12 protein-coding genes are annotated in these 15,810 nt (G+C 52.0%); 9 read left to right on the forward strand and 3 right to left on the reverse strand.

All coding sequences use genetic code 11. From position 1 onward, the window contains the following. The 9 genes from tuf to rpoC form a co-directional block, all read left to right on the forward strand. Nucleotides 1–1,058, forward strand: a 1,058-nt coding sequence (tuf, locus tag F8561_RS05945; RefSeq protein ID WP_049012212.1) for an elongation factor Tu, incomplete at its 5' end; no start/stop codon positions are given. A gap of 229 nt (nt 1,059–1,287) precedes the next feature. Then, a complete protein-coding gene (gene secE / locus F8561_RS05950) occupies nt 1,288–1,671 on the forward strand; it encodes a preprotein translocase subunit SecE (protein WP_003862342.1) in 384 nt (127 codons plus the stop codon). Between the two features lies 1 nt (nt 1,672). Continuing rightward, entirely contained in the window at nt 1,673–2,218 is a 546-nt protein-coding gene (gene nusG, locus F8561_RS05955; protein ID WP_003862341.1) for a transcription termination/antitermination protein NusG, read from the forward strand. A gap of 155 nt (nt 2,219–2,373) precedes the next feature. Next, nucleotides 2,374–2,802, forward strand: a complete 429-nt coding sequence (rplK, locus tag F8561_RS05960; protein WP_008808007.1) for a 50S ribosomal protein L11 — start codon at nt 2,374–2,376, stop codon at nt 2,800–2,802. 3 nt (nt 2,803–2,805) lie between these two features. After that, nucleotides 2,806–3,510, forward strand: coding sequence for a 50S ribosomal protein L1 (gene rplA / locus F8561_RS05965; protein WP_006810530.1), 705 nt, complete (start codon nt 2,806–2,808; stop codon nt 3,508–3,510). 291 nt (nt 3,511–3,801) lie between these two features. Continuing rightward, nucleotides 3,802–4,299: a 50S ribosomal protein L10 gene (rplJ, locus tag F8561_RS05970; RefSeq protein WP_004097644.1), complete on the forward strand. Its 498-nt coding sequence runs from the start codon at nt 3,802–3,804 to the stop codon at nt 4,297–4,299. A 66-nt stretch (nt 4,300–4,365) separates the two neighbouring features. Beyond that, entirely contained in the window at nt 4,366–4,731 is a 366-nt protein-coding gene (gene rplL / locus F8561_RS05975; RefSeq protein WP_014168154.1) for a 50S ribosomal protein L7/L12, read from the forward strand. Between the two features lie 319 nt (nt 4,732–5,050). Then, nucleotides 5,051–9,079: a DNA-directed RNA polymerase subunit beta gene (gene rpoB / locus F8561_RS05980; protein WP_020882980.1), complete on the forward strand. Its 4,029-nt coding sequence runs from the start codon at nt 5,051–5,053 to the stop codon at nt 9,077–9,079. A gap of 76 nt (nt 9,080–9,155) precedes the next feature. Next, entirely contained in the window at nt 9,156–13,379 is a 4,224-nt protein-coding gene (rpoC, locus tag F8561_RS05985; protein ID WP_014168156.1) for a DNA-directed RNA polymerase subunit beta', read from the forward strand. Nucleotides 13,380–13,438: 59 nt separating this feature from the next. Here the strand turns inward: rpoC and F8561_RS05990 are convergent, their stop codons facing one another. From F8561_RS05990 to F8561_RS06000, 3 genes are all read right to left on the reverse strand, one after another. Further along, nucleotides 13,439–13,756, reverse strand: coding sequence for a PTS lactose/cellobiose transporter subunit IIA (locus F8561_RS05990; protein ID WP_014168157.1), 318 nt, complete (start codon nt 13,754–13,756; stop codon nt 13,439–13,441). 3 nt (nt 13,757–13,759) lie between these two features. Continuing rightward, nucleotides 13,760–14,065 carry a PTS sugar transporter subunit IIB gene (locus F8561_RS05995; RefSeq protein WP_014068453.1) on the reverse strand — a complete coding sequence of 102 codons (306 nt, stop codon included), beginning with the start codon at nt 14,063–14,065 and terminating at the stop codon, nt 13,760–13,762. Nucleotides 14,066–14,245: 180 nt separating this feature from the next. Further along, the gene (locus F8561_RS06000) at nt 14,246–15,787 is read right to left on the reverse strand and encodes a sensor domain-containing diguanylate cyclase (RefSeq protein WP_108647630.1); all 1,542 of its coding nucleotides are present in this window, start codon (nt 15,785–15,787) and stop codon (nt 14,246–14,248) included. Between the last annotated feature and the right edge of the window lie 23 nt (nt 15,788–15,810).

A 15,810-nucleotide genomic window follows, 5' to 3' on the forward strand; every position in this document is an offset into this window, starting at 1 on the left:
CTGCTCGTGCATTCGACCAGATCGATAACGCACCAGAAGAAAAAGCGCGTGGTATCACCATCAACACTTCTCACGTTGAATATGACACCCCGACTCGCCACTACGCACACGTAGACTGCCCAGGCCACGCCGACTATGTTAAAAACATGATCACCGGTGCTGCGCAGATGGACGGCGCGATCCTGGTTGTTGCTGCGACTGACGGCCCAATGCCTCAGACTCGTGAGCACATCCTGCTGGGTCGTCAGGTAGGCGTTCCTTACATCATCGTGTTCCTGAACAAATGTGACATGGTTGATGACGAAGAGCTGCTGGAACTGGTAGAGATGGAAGTTCGTGAACTGCTGTCTCAGTACGATTTCCCAGGCGACGACACCCCAATCGTTCGTGGTTCCGCGCTGAAAGCGCTGGAAGGCGAAGCAGAGTGGGAAGAGAAAATCATCGAACTGGCTGGCTTCCTGGATTCTTACATCCCAGAACCAGAGCGTGCGATTGACAAGCCGTTCCTGCTGCCAATCGAAGACGTATTCTCCATCTCCGGTCGTGGTACCGTTGTTACCGGTCGTGTTGAGCGCGGTATCATCAAAGTTGGCGAAGAAGTTGAAATCGTTGGTATCAAAGAGACTGCTAAGTCTACCTGTACTGGCGTTGAAATGTTCCGCAAACTGCTGGACGAAGGCCGTGCTGGTGAGAACGTAGGTGTTCTGCTGCGTGGTATCAAACGTGAAGAAATCGAACGTGGTCAGGTACTGGCTAAGCCAGGCTCAATCAAGCCACACACCAAGTTCGAATCTGAAGTGTACATCCTGTCCAAAGACGAAGGCGGCCGTCATACTCCGTTCTTCAAAGGCTACCGTCCACAGTTCTACTTCCGTACAACTGACGTGACCGGTACCATCGAACTGCCAGAAGGCGTTGAGATGGTAATGCCAGGCGACAACATCAAGATGGTTGTGACGCTGATCCACCCAATCGCGATGGACGACGGTCTGCGTTTCGCAATCCGTGAAGGTGGCCGTACCGTTGGCGCGGGCGTGGTTGCTAAAGTTCTCGGCTAATTGCTGATAACATTTGACGCAATGCGCAATAAAAGGGCATCATTTGATGCCCTTTTTGCACGCTTTCAGATCAGAACCTGGCTCATCAGTGATTAAATTTGTCATAATCATTGCTGAGACAGGCTCTGCAGAGAGCGTATAATCCGAAAAGCGAATTAGCATTTCGATTTGGTTTGCCTCGCAATCGCGGGGTGAAAATGTTTGTAGAATACTTCTGACAGGTTGGTTTATGAGTGCGAATACCGAAGCTCAAGGGAGCGGGCGCGGCCTGGAAGCGATGAAATGGGTAGTCGTAGCCGTGCTGCTGATTGTAGCGATTGTCGGCAACTACCTTTATCGTGACATGATGCTGCCGCTACGCGCGCTTGCAGTGGTAATTCTGATTGCTGCAGCGGGTGGTGTCGCGCTGTTGACGACAAAAGGCAAAGCGACTGTCGCTTTTGCTCGCGAAGCGCGTACCGAAGTCCGCAAGGTAATTTGGCCGACTCGCCAGGAAACATTGCACACCACGCTGATCGTAGCGGCGGTTACCGCTGTAATGTCACTGATCCTGTGGGGACTGGATGGTATTCTGGTTCGCCTGGTATCCTTTATCACTGGCCTGAGGTTCTGAGATGTCTGAAGCCCCTAAAAAGCGCTGGTACGTCGTTCAGGCGTTTTCCGGTTTTGAAGGCCGCGTAGCAACGTCGCTGCGTGAGCATATCAAATTACACAACATGGAAGAGTTATTTGGCGAAGTTATGGTTCCGACCGAAGAAGTGGTCGAGATCCGTGGCGGCCAACGTCGCAAAAGCGAGCGTAAATTCTTCCCGGGTTACGTGCTGGTTCAGATGGTTATGAACGACGCGAGCTGGCACCTGGTGCGCAGCGTACCGCGCGTGATGGGCTTTATCGGCGGCACGTCTGACCGTCCGGCGCCAATCAGCGACAAAGAAGTTGATGCGATTATGAACCGCCTGCAGCAGGTGGGTGATAAGCCGCGTCCGAAAACGCTGTTTGAACCGGGTGAAATGGTTCGTGTTAATGACGGTCCGTTTGCTGACTTTAATGGCGTGGTTGAAGAAGTGGACTACGAAAAGTCCCGCCTGAAAGTGTCCGTTTCTATCTTCGGTCGTGCGACCCCGGTAGAACTGGACTTTGCCCAGGTCGAAAAAGCCTAAGCAGCGATCAAAAAAGCGACGATTTAATCGTTGCACAAGGCGCGAGATTGGAATACAATTTCGCGCCTTTTGTTTTTATGGGCTGCGGCCTGTAAAACGATTTTATTCACGGGGAGCCTTCTTGAGGCGTTATCACCCAATCAGAGGATTTTAGAATGGCTAAGAAAGTACAAGCCTACGTCAAGCTGCAGGTTGCAGCAGGTATGGCGAACCCAAGTCCACCAGTTGGTCCAGCTCTGGGTCAGCAGGGTGTGAACATCATGGAATTCTGTAAAGCGTTCAACGCCAAAACCGAATCCATGGAAAAAGGTCTGCCAATCCCAGTTGTTATCACTGTATACGCTGACCGTTCTTTCACTTTCGTTACCAAAACCCCTCCAGCAGCAGTTCTGCTGAAGAAAGCGGCGGGTATCAAGTCTGGTTCCGGTAAACCGAACAAAGACAAAGTGGGTAAAATTTCCCGCGCTCAGCTGCAGGAAATCGCGCAGACCAAAGCTGCCGACATGACTGGTGCCGACATTGAAGCGATGACTCGCTCAATCGAAGGTACTGCACGTTCCATGGGCCTGGTAGTGGAGGACTAAGAAATGGCTAAACTGACCAAGCGCATGTCCGTGATCCGTGACAAAGTTGATGCGACCAAACAGTACGACATCAACGAAGCTATCGCTCTGCTGAAAGAACTGGCTACCGCTAAGTTCGTTGAAAGCGTTGACGTTGCTGTTAACCTGGGCATCGATGCTCGTAAATCTGATCAGAACGTTCGTGGTGCAACTGTACTGCCACACGGTACTGGCCGTTCCGTACGCGTAGCTGTATTTGCTCAGGGTGCAAACGCTGAAGCGGCTAAAGCTGCCGGCGCTGAACTGGTAGGTATGGAAGATCTGGCTGACCAGATCAAGAAAGGCGAAATGAACTTTGACGTTGTTATTGCTTCTCCAGATGCAATGCGCGTTGTTGGCCAGCTGGGCCAGGTTCTGGGTCCACGCGGCCTGATGCCAAACCCGAAAGTGGGTACTGTAACCCCTAACGTTGCTGAAGCTGTTAAGAACGCTAAAGCAGGTCAGGTTCGTTATCGTAACGACAAAAACGGCATCATCCACACCACCATCGGTAAAGTGGACTTTGACGCTGACAAACTGAAAGAAAACCTGGAAGCTCTGCTGGTTGCGCTGAAAAAAGCAAAACCAACTCAGGCGAAAGGCGTGTACATCAAGAAAGTTAGCATCTCCACCACCATGGGTGCAGGTGTTGCAGTTGACCAGGCTGGCCTGAGCGCTGCTGCAAACTAATGCCTTTACGTGGGCGGTGATTTTGTCTACAATCTTACCCCCACGTTTGCTAACAAAAGTTAGCGGCTAAAAGATTTGTTCGTTGGAGCCTGGCCTAATCCAGGCCTCCGTCGAAGACCGCAGGTGTTTCGCTAGAAACTTAATGCCCTGCGTAGACGGTGACAGAACGCTAAGATTATTTTTGGATACTCTGGCTTGTTTCTGCTCACCGTATTAAGACGCTCTTTCCGTTGGGGAGAGTGAAGTGAGTTCCGGAACATGAGTTCCGGCAAACATCCAGGAGCAAAGCTAATGGCTTTAAATCTTCAAGACAAACAAGCGATTGTTGCTGAAGTCAGCGAAGTAGCCAAAGGCGCGCTGTCTGCAGTAGTTGCGGATTCCCGTGGCGTTACTGTAGACAAAATGACTGAACTGCGTAAAGCAGGTCGTGAAGCTGGCGTATACATGCGTGTTGTTCGTAACACCCTGCTGCGTCGCGTAGTTGAAGGTACTCCTTTCGAGTGCCTGAAAGACACGTTTGTTGGTCCGACCCTTATTGCATACTCTATGGAACACCCGGGCGCTGCTGCTCGTCTGTTCAAAGAGTTCGCGAAAGCGAATGCAAAATTTGAGGTCAAAGCTGCAGCCTTTGAAGGTGAGTTGATCCCGGCATCGCAAATCGATCGCCTGGCAACCCTGCCGACCTACGAAGAAGCAATTGCACGCCTGATGGCAACCATGAAAGAAGCTTCGGCTGGCAAACTGGTTCGCACTCTGGCTGCTGTTCGCGATGCAAAAGAAGCTGCTTAATCGCAGTTATCTTTATAAAGCATTTGCTTACGTATAAACTTATTCTGATTTTCAGGAACAATTTAAATGTCTATCACTAAAGATCAAATCATTGAAGCAGTTGCAGCTATGTCCGTAATGGACGTTGTAGAACTGATCTCTGCAATGGAAGAAAAATTCGGTGTTTCCGCTGCTGCTGCTGTAGCTGTAGCTGCTGGCCCGGTTGAAGCTGCTGAAGAAAAAACTGAATTCGACGTAATTCTGAAAGCTGCTGGCGCTAACAAAGTTGCTGTTATCAAAGCAGTACGTGGCGCAACTGGCCTGGGTCTGAAAGAAGCTAAAGACCTGGTAGAAGCTGCTCCAGCTGCGCTGAAAGAAGGCGTGAGCAAAGACGACGCAGAAGCACTGAAAAAATCTCTGGAAGAAGCTGGCGCTGAAGTTGAAGTTAAATAAGCCAACTTTTCTGGTTGCAGCCTAAGTCATTAGGCTGATGGCTGGTGACTTTTTAGTCACCAGCCTTTTTGCGCTGTAAGGCATCAGTAGCATTTCACACTGTTTGACTACTGGTTGTCCTGACAATGCATGTTTCTATCGACGACTTAATATATTGCGACAGGGTGCGCGCTCTGTGTAAATCGCGACGAAATGATTTAAGCGTGATAGCAACAGGTATTGCGGAAAGTATTCAATTTTCCGGTCCACAAAATGGTGTTGCACAAACTGTCCCTTCGTCGGACAGATGGGTCGACTTGTCAGCGAGCTGAGGAACCCTATGGTTTACTCCTATACCGAGAAAAAACGTATTCGTAAGGATTTTGGTAAACGTCCACAAGTTCTGGACATTCCATATCTCCTTTCTATCCAGCTTGACTCGTTCCAGAAGTTTATCGAGCAAGATCCTGAAGGGCAGTACGGCCTGGAAGCAGCCTTCCGTTCCGTGTTCCCGATTCAGAGCTACAGCGGTAACTCCGAGCTGCAGTACGTCAGCTACCGCCTTGGCGAACCGGTGTTTGACGTTCAGGAATGTCAGATCCGTGGCGTGACCTATTCCGCACCGCTGCGCGTAAAACTGCGTCTGGTGATCTATGAGCGCGAAGCGCCAGAAGGCACCGTAAAAGACATTAAAGAACAAGAAGTCTACATGGGTGAAATTCCACTCATGACAGACAACGGTACTTTCGTCATCAACGGTACTGAGCGTGTTATCGTTTCCCAGCTGCATCGTAGCCCGGGTGTCTTCTTCGACAGCGATAAAGGTAAAACACACTCATCCGGTAAAGTACTGTATAACGCGCGTATCATTCCTTACCGTGGTTCCTGGCTGGACTTCGAGTTCGATCCTAAAGACAACCTGTTTGTCCGTATCGACCGTCGTCGTAAACTGCCTGCGACCATCATTTTGCGTGCGCTGCAATACACCACTGAACAGATCCTGGACCTGTTCTTTGAGAAAGTAATCTTTGAAATCCGCGACAACAAGTTGCAGATGGAGCTGGTGCCAGAGCGTCTGCGTGGTGAGACCGCGTCGTTCGACATCGAAGCCGACGGCAAAGTGTATGTGGAAAAAGGCCGCCGTATTACCGCGCGCCACATCCGTCAGCTGGAAAAAGATGATATCAAACTCATCGAAGTTCCGGTTGAATACATTGCTGGAAAAGTAGCCGCGAAAGATTACGTTGATGAATCAACTGGCGAGCTGATCTGCCCGGCGAACATGGAGCTGAGCCTGGATCTGCTGGCTAAGCTGAGCCAGTCTGGCCACAAACGCATCGAAACGCTGTTCACCAACGATCTGGACCACGGTCCTTATATCTCTGAGACTATCCGCGTCGATCCAACGACCGATCGTCTGAGCGCGCTGGTAGAAATCTACCGCATGATGCGCCCTGGTGAACCACCAACTCGCGAAGCGGCTGAAAGCCTGTTCGAGAACCTGTTCTTCTCCGAAGACCGCTACGATCTGTCCGCGGTTGGTCGTATGAAGTTCAACCGTTCTCTGCTGCGTGATGAGATCGAAGGTTCCGGTATCCTGAGCAAAGACGACATCATCGAAGTGATGAAGAAGCTCATCGATATCCGTAACGGCAAAGGCGAAGTGGACGATATCGACCACCTCGGCAACCGTCGTATCCGTTCCGTAGGCGAAATGGCGGAAAACCAGTTCCGCGTTGGCCTGGTACGTGTTGAGCGTGCGGTGAAAGAGCGTCTGTCTCTGGGCGATCTGGATACCCTGATGCCTCAGGATATGATCAACGCCAAGCCGATTTCTGCAGCAGTGAAAGAGTTCTTCGGTTCCAGCCAGCTGTCTCAGTTCATGGACCAGAACAACCCGCTGTCTGAGATCACGCACAAACGTCGTATCTCTGCACTCGGCCCAGGCGGTCTGACCCGTGAACGTGCAGGCTTCGAAGTTCGAGACGTACACCCGACTCACTACGGTCGCGTATGTCCAATCGAAACGCCTGAAGGTCCAAACATCGGTCTGATCAACTCCCTGTCCGTGTACGCACAGACTAACGAATACGGTTTCCTTGAGACGCCGTACCGTAAAGTGACCGACGGTGTTGTAACTGACGAAATTCACTACCTGTCTGCTATCGAAGAAGGCAACTACGTTATCGCTCAGGCGAACTCCAACCTGGATGACGAAGGCCACTTTGTAGAAGATCTGGTTACCTGCCGTAGCAAAGGCGAATCCAGCTTGTTCAGCCGCGACCAGGTTGACTACATGGACGTATCCACCCAGCAGGTGGTATCCGTCGGTGCGTCCCTGATCCCGTTCCTGGAACACGATGACGCCAACCGTGCATTGATGGGTGCGAACATGCAACGTCAGGCCGTTCCAACTTTGCGTGCTGATAAGCCGCTGGTTGGTACCGGTATGGAACGTGCTGTTGCCGTTGACTCCGGTGTTACTGCGGTGGCTAAACGTGGCGGTACTGTTCAGTACGTGGATGCTTCCCGTATCGTTATCAAAGTTAACGAAGACGAGATGTACCCGGGCGAAGCAGGTATCGACATTTATAACCTGACCAAATACACCCGTTCTAACCAGAACACCTGTATCAACCAGATGCCTTGTGTGTCTCTGGGTGAGCCCGTTGAGCGCGGCGACGTGCTGGCAGACGGTCCGTCCACCGACCTCGGTGAACTGGCGCTCGGTCAGAACATGCGCGTAGCGTTCATGCCGTGGAACGGTTACAACTTCGAAGACTCCATCCTCGTCTCCGAGCGTGTGGTTCAGGAAGATCGTTTCACTACCATCCACATTCAGGAACTGGCATGTGTGTCCCGTGACACCAAGCTGGGGCCAGAAGAGATCACCGCTGACATCCCTAACGTGGGTGAAGCTGCGCTCTCCAAACTGGATGAATCCGGTATCGTTTACATCGGTGCAGAAGTGACCGGCGGCGACATTCTGGTTGGTAAGGTAACGCCGAAAGGTGAAACCCAGCTGACGCCAGAAGAGAAACTGCTGCGTGCTATCTTCGGTGAGAAAGCGTCTGACGTTAAAGACTCTTCTCTGCGCGTACCAAACGGTGTTTCCGGTACAGTTATCGATGTTCAGGTCTTCACCCGTGACGGCGTTGAAAAAGATAAGCGTGCGCTGGAAATCGAAGAGATGCAGCTCAAACAGGCTAAGAAAGACCTGTCTGAAGAACTGCAGATCCTCGAAGCGGGTCTGTTCAGCCGTATCTATGCGGTGCTGGTTGCCGGTGGCGTTGAAGCTGAGAAGCTCGACAAACTGCCACGCGATCGCTGGCTGGAACTGGGCCTGACCGACGAAGAGAAACAAAATCAGCTGGAACAGCTGGCTGAGCAGTATGACGAACTGAAACACGAGTTCGAGAAAAAACTCGAAGCGAAACGCCGTAAAATCACTCAGGGCGACGATCTGGCACCAGGCGTGCTGAAGATTGTTAAGGTGTATCTGGCTGTTAAACGTCAGATCCAGCCTGGTGATAAGATGGCAGGTCGTCACGGTAACAAGGGTGTTATCTCTAAGATCAACCCGATCGAAGATATGCCGCACGATGCTAACGGTACGCCGGTAGATATCGTACTGAACCCACTGGGCGTACCGTCTCGTATGAACATCGGTCAGATTCTGGAAACCCACCTGGGTATGGCTGCGAAAGGTATCGGCGATAAGATCAACGCCATGCTGAAACAGCAGGAAGAAGTCGCGAAACTGCGCGAATTCATCCAGCGTGCCTACGATCTGGGTACCGACGTTCGTCAGAAAGTCGACCTGAGCACCTTCAGCGATGAAGAAGTGCTGCGTCTGGCAGAGAACCTGCGCAAAGGTATGCCGATTGCAACGCCGGTATTCGACGGTGCAAAAGAAGCTGAAATCAAAGAGCTGCTGCAACTGGGTGGTCTGCCAACGTCTGGTCAGATTACGCTGTTTGATGGCCGTACCGGTGAACAGTTCGAGCGTCCGGTAACCGTAGGTTACATGTACATGCTGAAACTGAACCACCTGGTCGACGACAAGATGCACGCTCGTTCTACCGGTTCTTACAGCCTGGTTACTCAGCAGCCGCTGGGTGGTAAGGCGCAGTTCGGTGGTCAGCGCTTCGGGGAGATGGAAGTGTGGGCGCTGGAAGCATACGGCGCAGCATACACCCTGCAGGAAATGCTCACCGTTAAGTCTGATGACGTGAACGGTCGTACCAAGATGTATAAAAACATCGTGGACGGCAATCATCAGATGGAACCGGGCATGCCAGAGTCCTTCAACGTACTGTTGAAAGAGATTCGTTCGCTGGGTATCAACATCGAACTGGAAGACGAGTAATTCTCGCTCAAACAGGTCACTGGTGTCGGGCTAACCCCCGACACCAGATTGTGCTAACTCCGACGGGAGCAAATCCGTGAAAGATTTATTAAAGTTTCTGAAAGCGCAGACTAAAACCGAAGAGTTTGATGCGATCAAAATTGCTCTGGCTTCGCCAGACATGATCCGTTCATGGTCTTTCGGTGAAGTTAAAAAGCCGGAAACCATCAACTACCGTACGTTCAAGCCTGAGCGTGACGGCCTTTTCTGTGCACGAATTTTCGGGCCAGTAAAAGACTACGAGTGCCTGTGCGGTAAGTACAAGCGCCTGAAACACCGTGGTGTGATCTGTGAGAAGTGCGGCGTTGAAGTGACCCAGACCAAAGTGCGCCGTGAGCGCATGGGCCACATCGAACTGGCATCTCCAACTGCGCACATCTGGTTCCTGAAATCTCTGCCGTCCCGTATCGGCCTGCTGCTGGATATGCCGCTGCGCGATATCGAACGTGTTCTGTACTTCGAATCTTATGTGGTTATCGAAGGCGGTATGACGAACCTGGAACGCCACCAGATTCTGACCGAAGAACAGTATCTGGACGCGCTGGAAGAGTTCGGTGACGAATTCGACGCGAAGATGGGTGCGGAAGCTATTCAGGCCCTGCTGAAAAGCATGGACCTGGAGCAAGAGTGCGAGCAGCTGCGTGAAGAGCTGAACGAAACCAACTCCGAAACCAAGCGTAAAAAGCTGACCAAGCGTATCAAACTGCTGGAAGCATTCGTTCAGTCTGGTAACAAACCAGAGTGGATGATCCTGACCGTTCTGCCGGTGCTGCCGCCAGATCTGCGTCCGCTGGTTCCGCTGGATGGTGGTCGTTTCGCAACGTCGGATCTGAACGATCTGTATCGTCGCGTTATCAACCGTAACAACCGTCTGAAACGTCTGCTGGATCTGGCTGCGCCGGACATCATCGTACGTAACGAAAAACGTATGCTGCAGGAAGCGGTAGATGCCCTGTTGGATAACGGTCGTCGCGGTCGTGCGATCACCGGTTCTAACAAACGTCCTCTGAAATCTTTGGCCGATATGATCAAAGGTAAACAGGGTCGTTTCCGTCAGAACCTGCTCGGTAAGCGTGTTGACTACTCCGGTCGTTCTGTTATCACCGTAGGTCCATACCTGCGTCTGCATCAGTGCGGTCTGCCGAAGAAAATGGCACTGGAGCTGTTCAAACCGTTCATCTACGGCAAGCTGGAACTGCGTGGCCTGGCCACCACCATCAAAGCCGCTAAGAAAATGGTTGAGCGTGAAGAAGCTGTCGTTTGGGATATCCTGGACGAAGTTATCCGCGAACACCCGGTACTGCTGAACCGTGCACCAACACTGCACCGTCTGGGTATCCAGGCATTTGAACCGGTACTGATCGAAGGTAAAGCTATCCAGCTGCACCCGCTGGTTTGTGCGGCATATAACGCCGACTTCGATGGTGACCAGATGGCTGTTCACGTACCGCTGACGCTGGAAGCCCAGCTCGAAGCGCGTGCGCTGATGATGTCTACTAACAACATCCTGTCTCCAGCGAACGGTGAACCAATCATCGTTCCTTCTCAGGACGTTGTATTGGGTCTGTACTACATGACCCGCGACTGTGTTAACGCCAAAGGCGAAGGCATGGTGCTGACTGGCCCTAAAGAAGCTGAGCGTATCTATCGCGCTGGCCTGGCCTCTCTGCATGCGCGTGTCAAAGTGCGTATCACTGAATATGAAAAAGATGCTAACGGCGAATTCGTTGCGAAAACCAGCCTGAAAGACACGACCGTTGGCCGTGCCATTCTGTGGATGATCGTACCGAAAGGTCTGCCTTTCTCCATCGTCAACCAGGCGCTGGGTAAGAAAGCGATCTCCAAAATGCTGAACACCTGTTACCGCATTCTGGGTCTGAAGCCGACGGTTATCTTCGCTGACCAGACAATGTACACCGGCTTTGCATATGCAGCGCGTTCAGGTGCATCTGTTGGTATCGATGACATGGTTATCCCAGAGAAGAAACACGAGATCATCTCTGAAGCGGAAGCCGAAGTTGCTGAGATCCAGGAGCAGTTCCAGTCTGGTCTGGTTACCGCGGGCGAACGCTATAACAAAGTTATCGATATCTGGGCTGCGGCGAACGATCGTGTATCCAAAGCGATGATGGATAACCTGCAAACCGAAACCGTGATTAACCGTGACGGCGTAGAAGAGCAGCAGGTTTCCTTCAACAGCATTTACATGATGGCCGACTCCGGTGCGCGTGGTTCTGCAGCACAGATTCGTCAGCTGGCAGGTATGCGTGGTCTGATGGCGAAGCCAGATGGCTCCATCATCGAAACGCCAATCACCGCGAACTTCCGTGAAGGTCTGAACGTACTCCAGTACTTCATCTCTACTCACGGTGCGCGTAAAGGTCTGGCGGATACCGCACTGAAAACAGCGAACTCCGGTTATCTGACGCGTCGTCTGGTTGACGTTGCGCAGGATCTGGTTGTGACCGAAGACGATTGTGGCACCCTCGAAGGTATCACCATGACCCCGGTTATCGAGGGTGGTGATGTTAAAGAGCCGCTGCGCGATCGCGTACTGGGTCGTGTAACCGCGGAAGACATTCTGAAGCCGGGTACCGCAGACATTCTGGTTCCACGCAACACGCTGCTGCACGAACAGTGGTGTGACCTGCTGGAAGCGAACTCTGTTGACTCTGTGAAAGTTCGTTCCGTTGTATCTTGTGACACCGATTTCGGTGTATGTGCGCACTGCTATGGTCGTGACCTGGCGCGTGGCCACATCATCAACAAAGGTGAAGCAATCGGTGTTATCGCGGCACAGTCCATCGGTGAACCGGGTACACAGCTGACGATGCGTACGTTCCACATCGGTGGTGCGGCATCTCGTGCGGCTGCTGAATCCAGCATCCAGGTGAAAAACAAAGGTAGCATCAAGCTCAGCAACGCGAAGTCTGTTGTTAACTCCGCAGGCAAGCTGGTTGTGACCTCTCGTAACACCGAGCTGAAGCTGATCGACGAATTCGGTCGTACCAAAGAGAGCTATAAAGTGCCTTACGGTGCTGTTATGGCGAAAGGTGATGGCGAGCAGGTTGCCGGCGGTGAAACCGTTGCAAACTGGGATCCACACACCATGCCGGTTATCACCGAAGTAAGTGGTTTCATCCGCTTCACTGACATGATCGACGGCCAGACCATTACTCGTCAGACCGACGAGCTGACCGGTCTGTCTTCTCTGGTCGTTCTGGACTCTGCTGAGCGTACTGCCGGTGGTAAAGATCTGCGTCCTGCACTGAAAATCGTTGATGCTCAGGGTAACGACGTTCTGATCCCTGGTACCGATATGCCTGCGCAGTACTTCCTGCCGGGTAAAGCGATTGTACAGCTGGAAGATGGCGTACAGATCAGTTCTGGTGACACCCTGGCGCGTATTCCTCAGGAATCCGGCGGTACCAAGGACATCACCGGTGGTCTGCCACGCGTTGCGGATCTGTTCGAAGCACGTCGTCCGAAAGAGCCTGCAATCCTGGCTGAAATCAGCGGTATCATCTCCTTCGGTAAAGAGACCAAAGGTAAACGCCGTCTGGTTATCACCCCAGTAGATGGCAGCGAGCCGTACGAAGAGATGATTCCTAAATGGCGTCAGCTCAACGTGTTCGAAGGTGAACGTGTAGAACGTGGTGACGTGGTTTCCGACGGTCCAGAAGCGCCGCACGACATCCTGCGTCTGCGTGGTGTGCATGCTGTTACTCGTTACATCGTTAACGAAGTACAGGACGTATACCGTCTGCAGGGCGTTAAGATTAACGATAAACACATCGAAGTTATCGTTCGTCAGATGCTGCGTAAAGCAACCATCGATAGCGCAGGCAGCTCTGAGTTCCTGGAAGGCGAGCAGGTTGAATACTCACGCGTCAAGATCGCTAACCGCGATCTGGAAGCGAACGGCAAAATCGCTGCGACCTTCTCGCGCGATCTGCTGGGTATCACCAAAGCGTCTCTGGCAACCGAGTCCTTCATCTCTGCAGCATCGTTCCAGGAGACCACGCGTGTCCTGACCGAAGCCGCTGTAGCAGGTAAGCGTGATGAACTGCGCGGTCTGAAAGAGAACGTTATCGTGGGTCGTCTGATCCCGGCTGGTACCGGTTATGCGTACCATCAGGATCGTATGCGTCGTCGTGCTGCAGGCGAACTGCCAGCTGCACCGCAGGTAACTGCTGAAGATGCATCCGCGAGCCTGGCAGAACTGCTGAACGCAGGTCTGGGTGGTTCTGACAACGAGTAATCGTTGATTCAGCAAATAAAAAACCCGCTTCGGCGGGTTTTTTTATGTCTGCATATTTTTCAGTTTATCAGCGGTAGCCGACGATACAGCTCAATCATATCGCCCGCCAGGTCCTGAATGACCATCGCGTTCATCAGGTGATCCTGAGAGTGGACGGTGATCAGGTTAACCGGCAGCTTTCCGGTCCCTTCATCAAGACCAATCAGCTGCGTCTGGATGGTGTGGGCATGTTTCACGTATTCACGCGACTCTTCCATCGCCTTTTCGGCTTCGTCAAAGTCACCTTTACGGGCCATCTGCAACGCCGTAAGGGCAGCACTGCGCGCTGCTCCCGCGTTGACCAGCAGTTCCATGATCGTTGTTTCTAAATCTTCCACGGGTCACTCCAGTAATTTAAGCGCTTTTTCCAGGACGACATCACCTTTCATCATGCCGTAATCCATCATGTCGATAACCGCGACCTTTTTACCCAGCGGATCGGCCTGCGCCTGAAGTTTAGCCTGCTCGTATTTAACCTGTGGCCCCAGCAATACGATGTCAGCCGTCGCGATATTATCTTTAAACTCCGCAACCGGAACGGCTTTAATGGTGACTTCAACCCCTTTTTTCTGCGCGGCGTCTTTCATACGTTGAACCAGCATGCTGGTTGACATTCCCGCTGCACAGCATAAAACGATGTTCTTCATAATCAGCCTCGATCTACATGTGTTTATTGATAATTATCCCGTGCAGACCGCTTCAACAACCGCTTTACCGCGATTGTGTGTCAGGCATCACAAAGAAATGGGTGATTTTCTGAAACCGGTTACAATTTTGCATGAAAGCGCACGCTGCCCGTCGAAACGGACAGCGTGGGAGGGAAGAAATTAACGGATGGAGGTCCGAAGGATACGGTTTTTACCCTGCTGTTTTGCGCTGTAAAGTGCGTTATCCACGCTCCCGACAAATTGCTCCAGCGGTTCGAAATGCCATTCCCCCAGGCCTGCACTGAACGTGACCTGTAGGTTTTCTTCCCGCCAGACGCGTTTTTCAATGGTGGTACGCCATGCTTCCAGCAACGAGATTGCATCAGCAATTTGCGTAGCCTGGAAGACCACCGCAAACTCTTCTCCACCATACCGGTACACCGAGATGTGGTGCGGTTGCATGATCTGGATCCCTTCACGCGCCACGTTACGCAGGACAATATCGCCGCTAAGGTGGCCCCAGGTATCGTTGATTGATTTGAAGTTATCGATGTCCACCAGCGCCAGTGCGAAAGGCTGTTGAGCCGCCATTAACTCTTCCACATCGGTATCGAACGCGCGGCGGTTTTTGCAGCCTGTTAGCGCATCGTGGGTTGCCTGGCGGACATATGCCATCTCACGCTCTTTATTCGACTGGATGGTATGACTCAGCATCGCTTCCAGACGCGGTGCCTGGCTGACGTCGCCAGTTTTGATGGCGTTGATAATATGCATCAGCACGGTACGCGAGGCATGGCGAAGGTACAAACCGAAGAGAATGATAATAATCGCCGCCAGTGCAAATCCCCAGCCAACGATAGTGGTTTCGTGGCGGGTAATATCCGTCAGGGTCGCGCCAGAGACCCGGTAGATGACAAACCAATCCGGGTTAGTGAAGGAGTAGTAGTAATACCAGGTTTTACTTTTCCGGTCGTATAAATGCCCCTCGCCGCTGGTCATTTTGTCCATCAGCGCTTCGCTCACGTATTTTTTGAACAGCGCGCCCGTGTCAGGATGAAGCACCACGGTTCCGTCGCGCTCGACGACGAAGAATTCCCCTTGTACAGGGGCCACCATCTGTCGAAGGGTATACCCCATCGACGCCAAATCAAGATGAAAGGCGAGGGTTCCCTTGAGTCTGCCTTCTGTTGAAATCAATGGCTTATAAAGCGTGACCGTTGGATGCCCGGTAAAGTAGTCCATATAAGGGTGGGTATAATGGCTGAAAATACTGGCTTCCGCGTAGGCGACAAACCACGGGCGAGTCCGCGGATCGGCGTTTTTACTTTTTTCCGTGGGAGGCGCTTCTGGAACGTGCAAATAATGCCCTTCCGTGTCGGCCAGCGAGATGGATGACACGGTCGGCATCAGGTTTTGCAAATGCATCAACATCTGCAACCCTTGCGTCGGGTTGATGTTCAGCGTCTCATTCAGTATTTCGTTGCGGGAAAAGTACATCGCAGAACGACCAAGAATATAGTCGTTTTCACGCAACATTGATTCGGTATAGTTAACCGCCAGATTATGCGTGAAATTACCATTAATTTTATGATAATCCTCAAGAAAATCCTTTCGTTGCGAAAGCGTAACCACGACAGCGATCAGTGCAAAACTGCACAGTATCCCCGCGAAGCTGGCCATTATTGGCCGGGTAAAAGAGAGTTTTTTGCTGTGAAGTGCCATGAGTTGTACATCATTCCTGAGGG

The sequence above is a fragment of the Enterobacter sp. 198 genome (assembly GCF_009025585.1).
GTDB classification, from domain to species: Bacteria; Pseudomonadota; Gammaproteobacteria; order Enterobacterales; family Enterobacteriaceae; genus Enterobacter; species Enterobacter ludwigii.

Coding starts and splice junctions, on each gene's coding strand:
- secE (WP_003862342.1), top strand. CDS start 1,288: ATGAGTGCGAATACCGAAGCTCAAGGGAGCGGGCGCGGCCTGGAAGCG.
- nusG (WP_003862341.1), top strand. CDS start 1,673: ATGTCTGAAGCCCCTAAAAAGCGCTGGTACGTCGTTCAGGCGTTTTCC.
- rplK (WP_008808007.1), top strand. CDS start 2,374: ATGGCTAAGAAAGTACAAGCCTACGTCAAGCTGCAGGTTGCAGCAGGT.
- rplA (WP_006810530.1), top strand. CDS start 2,806: ATGGCTAAACTGACCAAGCGCATGTCCGTGATCCGTGACAAAGTTGAT.
- rplJ (WP_004097644.1), top strand. CDS start 3,802: ATGGCTTTAAATCTTCAAGACAAACAAGCGATTGTTGCTGAAGTCAGC.
- rplL (WP_014168154.1), top strand. CDS start 4,366: ATGTCTATCACTAAAGATCAAATCATTGAAGCAGTTGCAGCTATGTCC.
- rpoB (WP_020882980.1), top strand. CDS start 5,051: ATGGTTTACTCCTATACCGAGAAAAAACGTATTCGTAAGGATTTTGGT.
- F8561_RS05995 (WP_014068453.1), bottom strand. CDS start 14,065: ATGAAGAACATCGTTTTATGCTGTGCAGCGGGAATGTCAACCAGCATG.
- F8561_RS06000 (WP_108647630.1), bottom strand. CDS start 15,787: ATGGCACTTCACAGCAAAAAACTCTCTTTTACCCGGCCAATAATGGCC.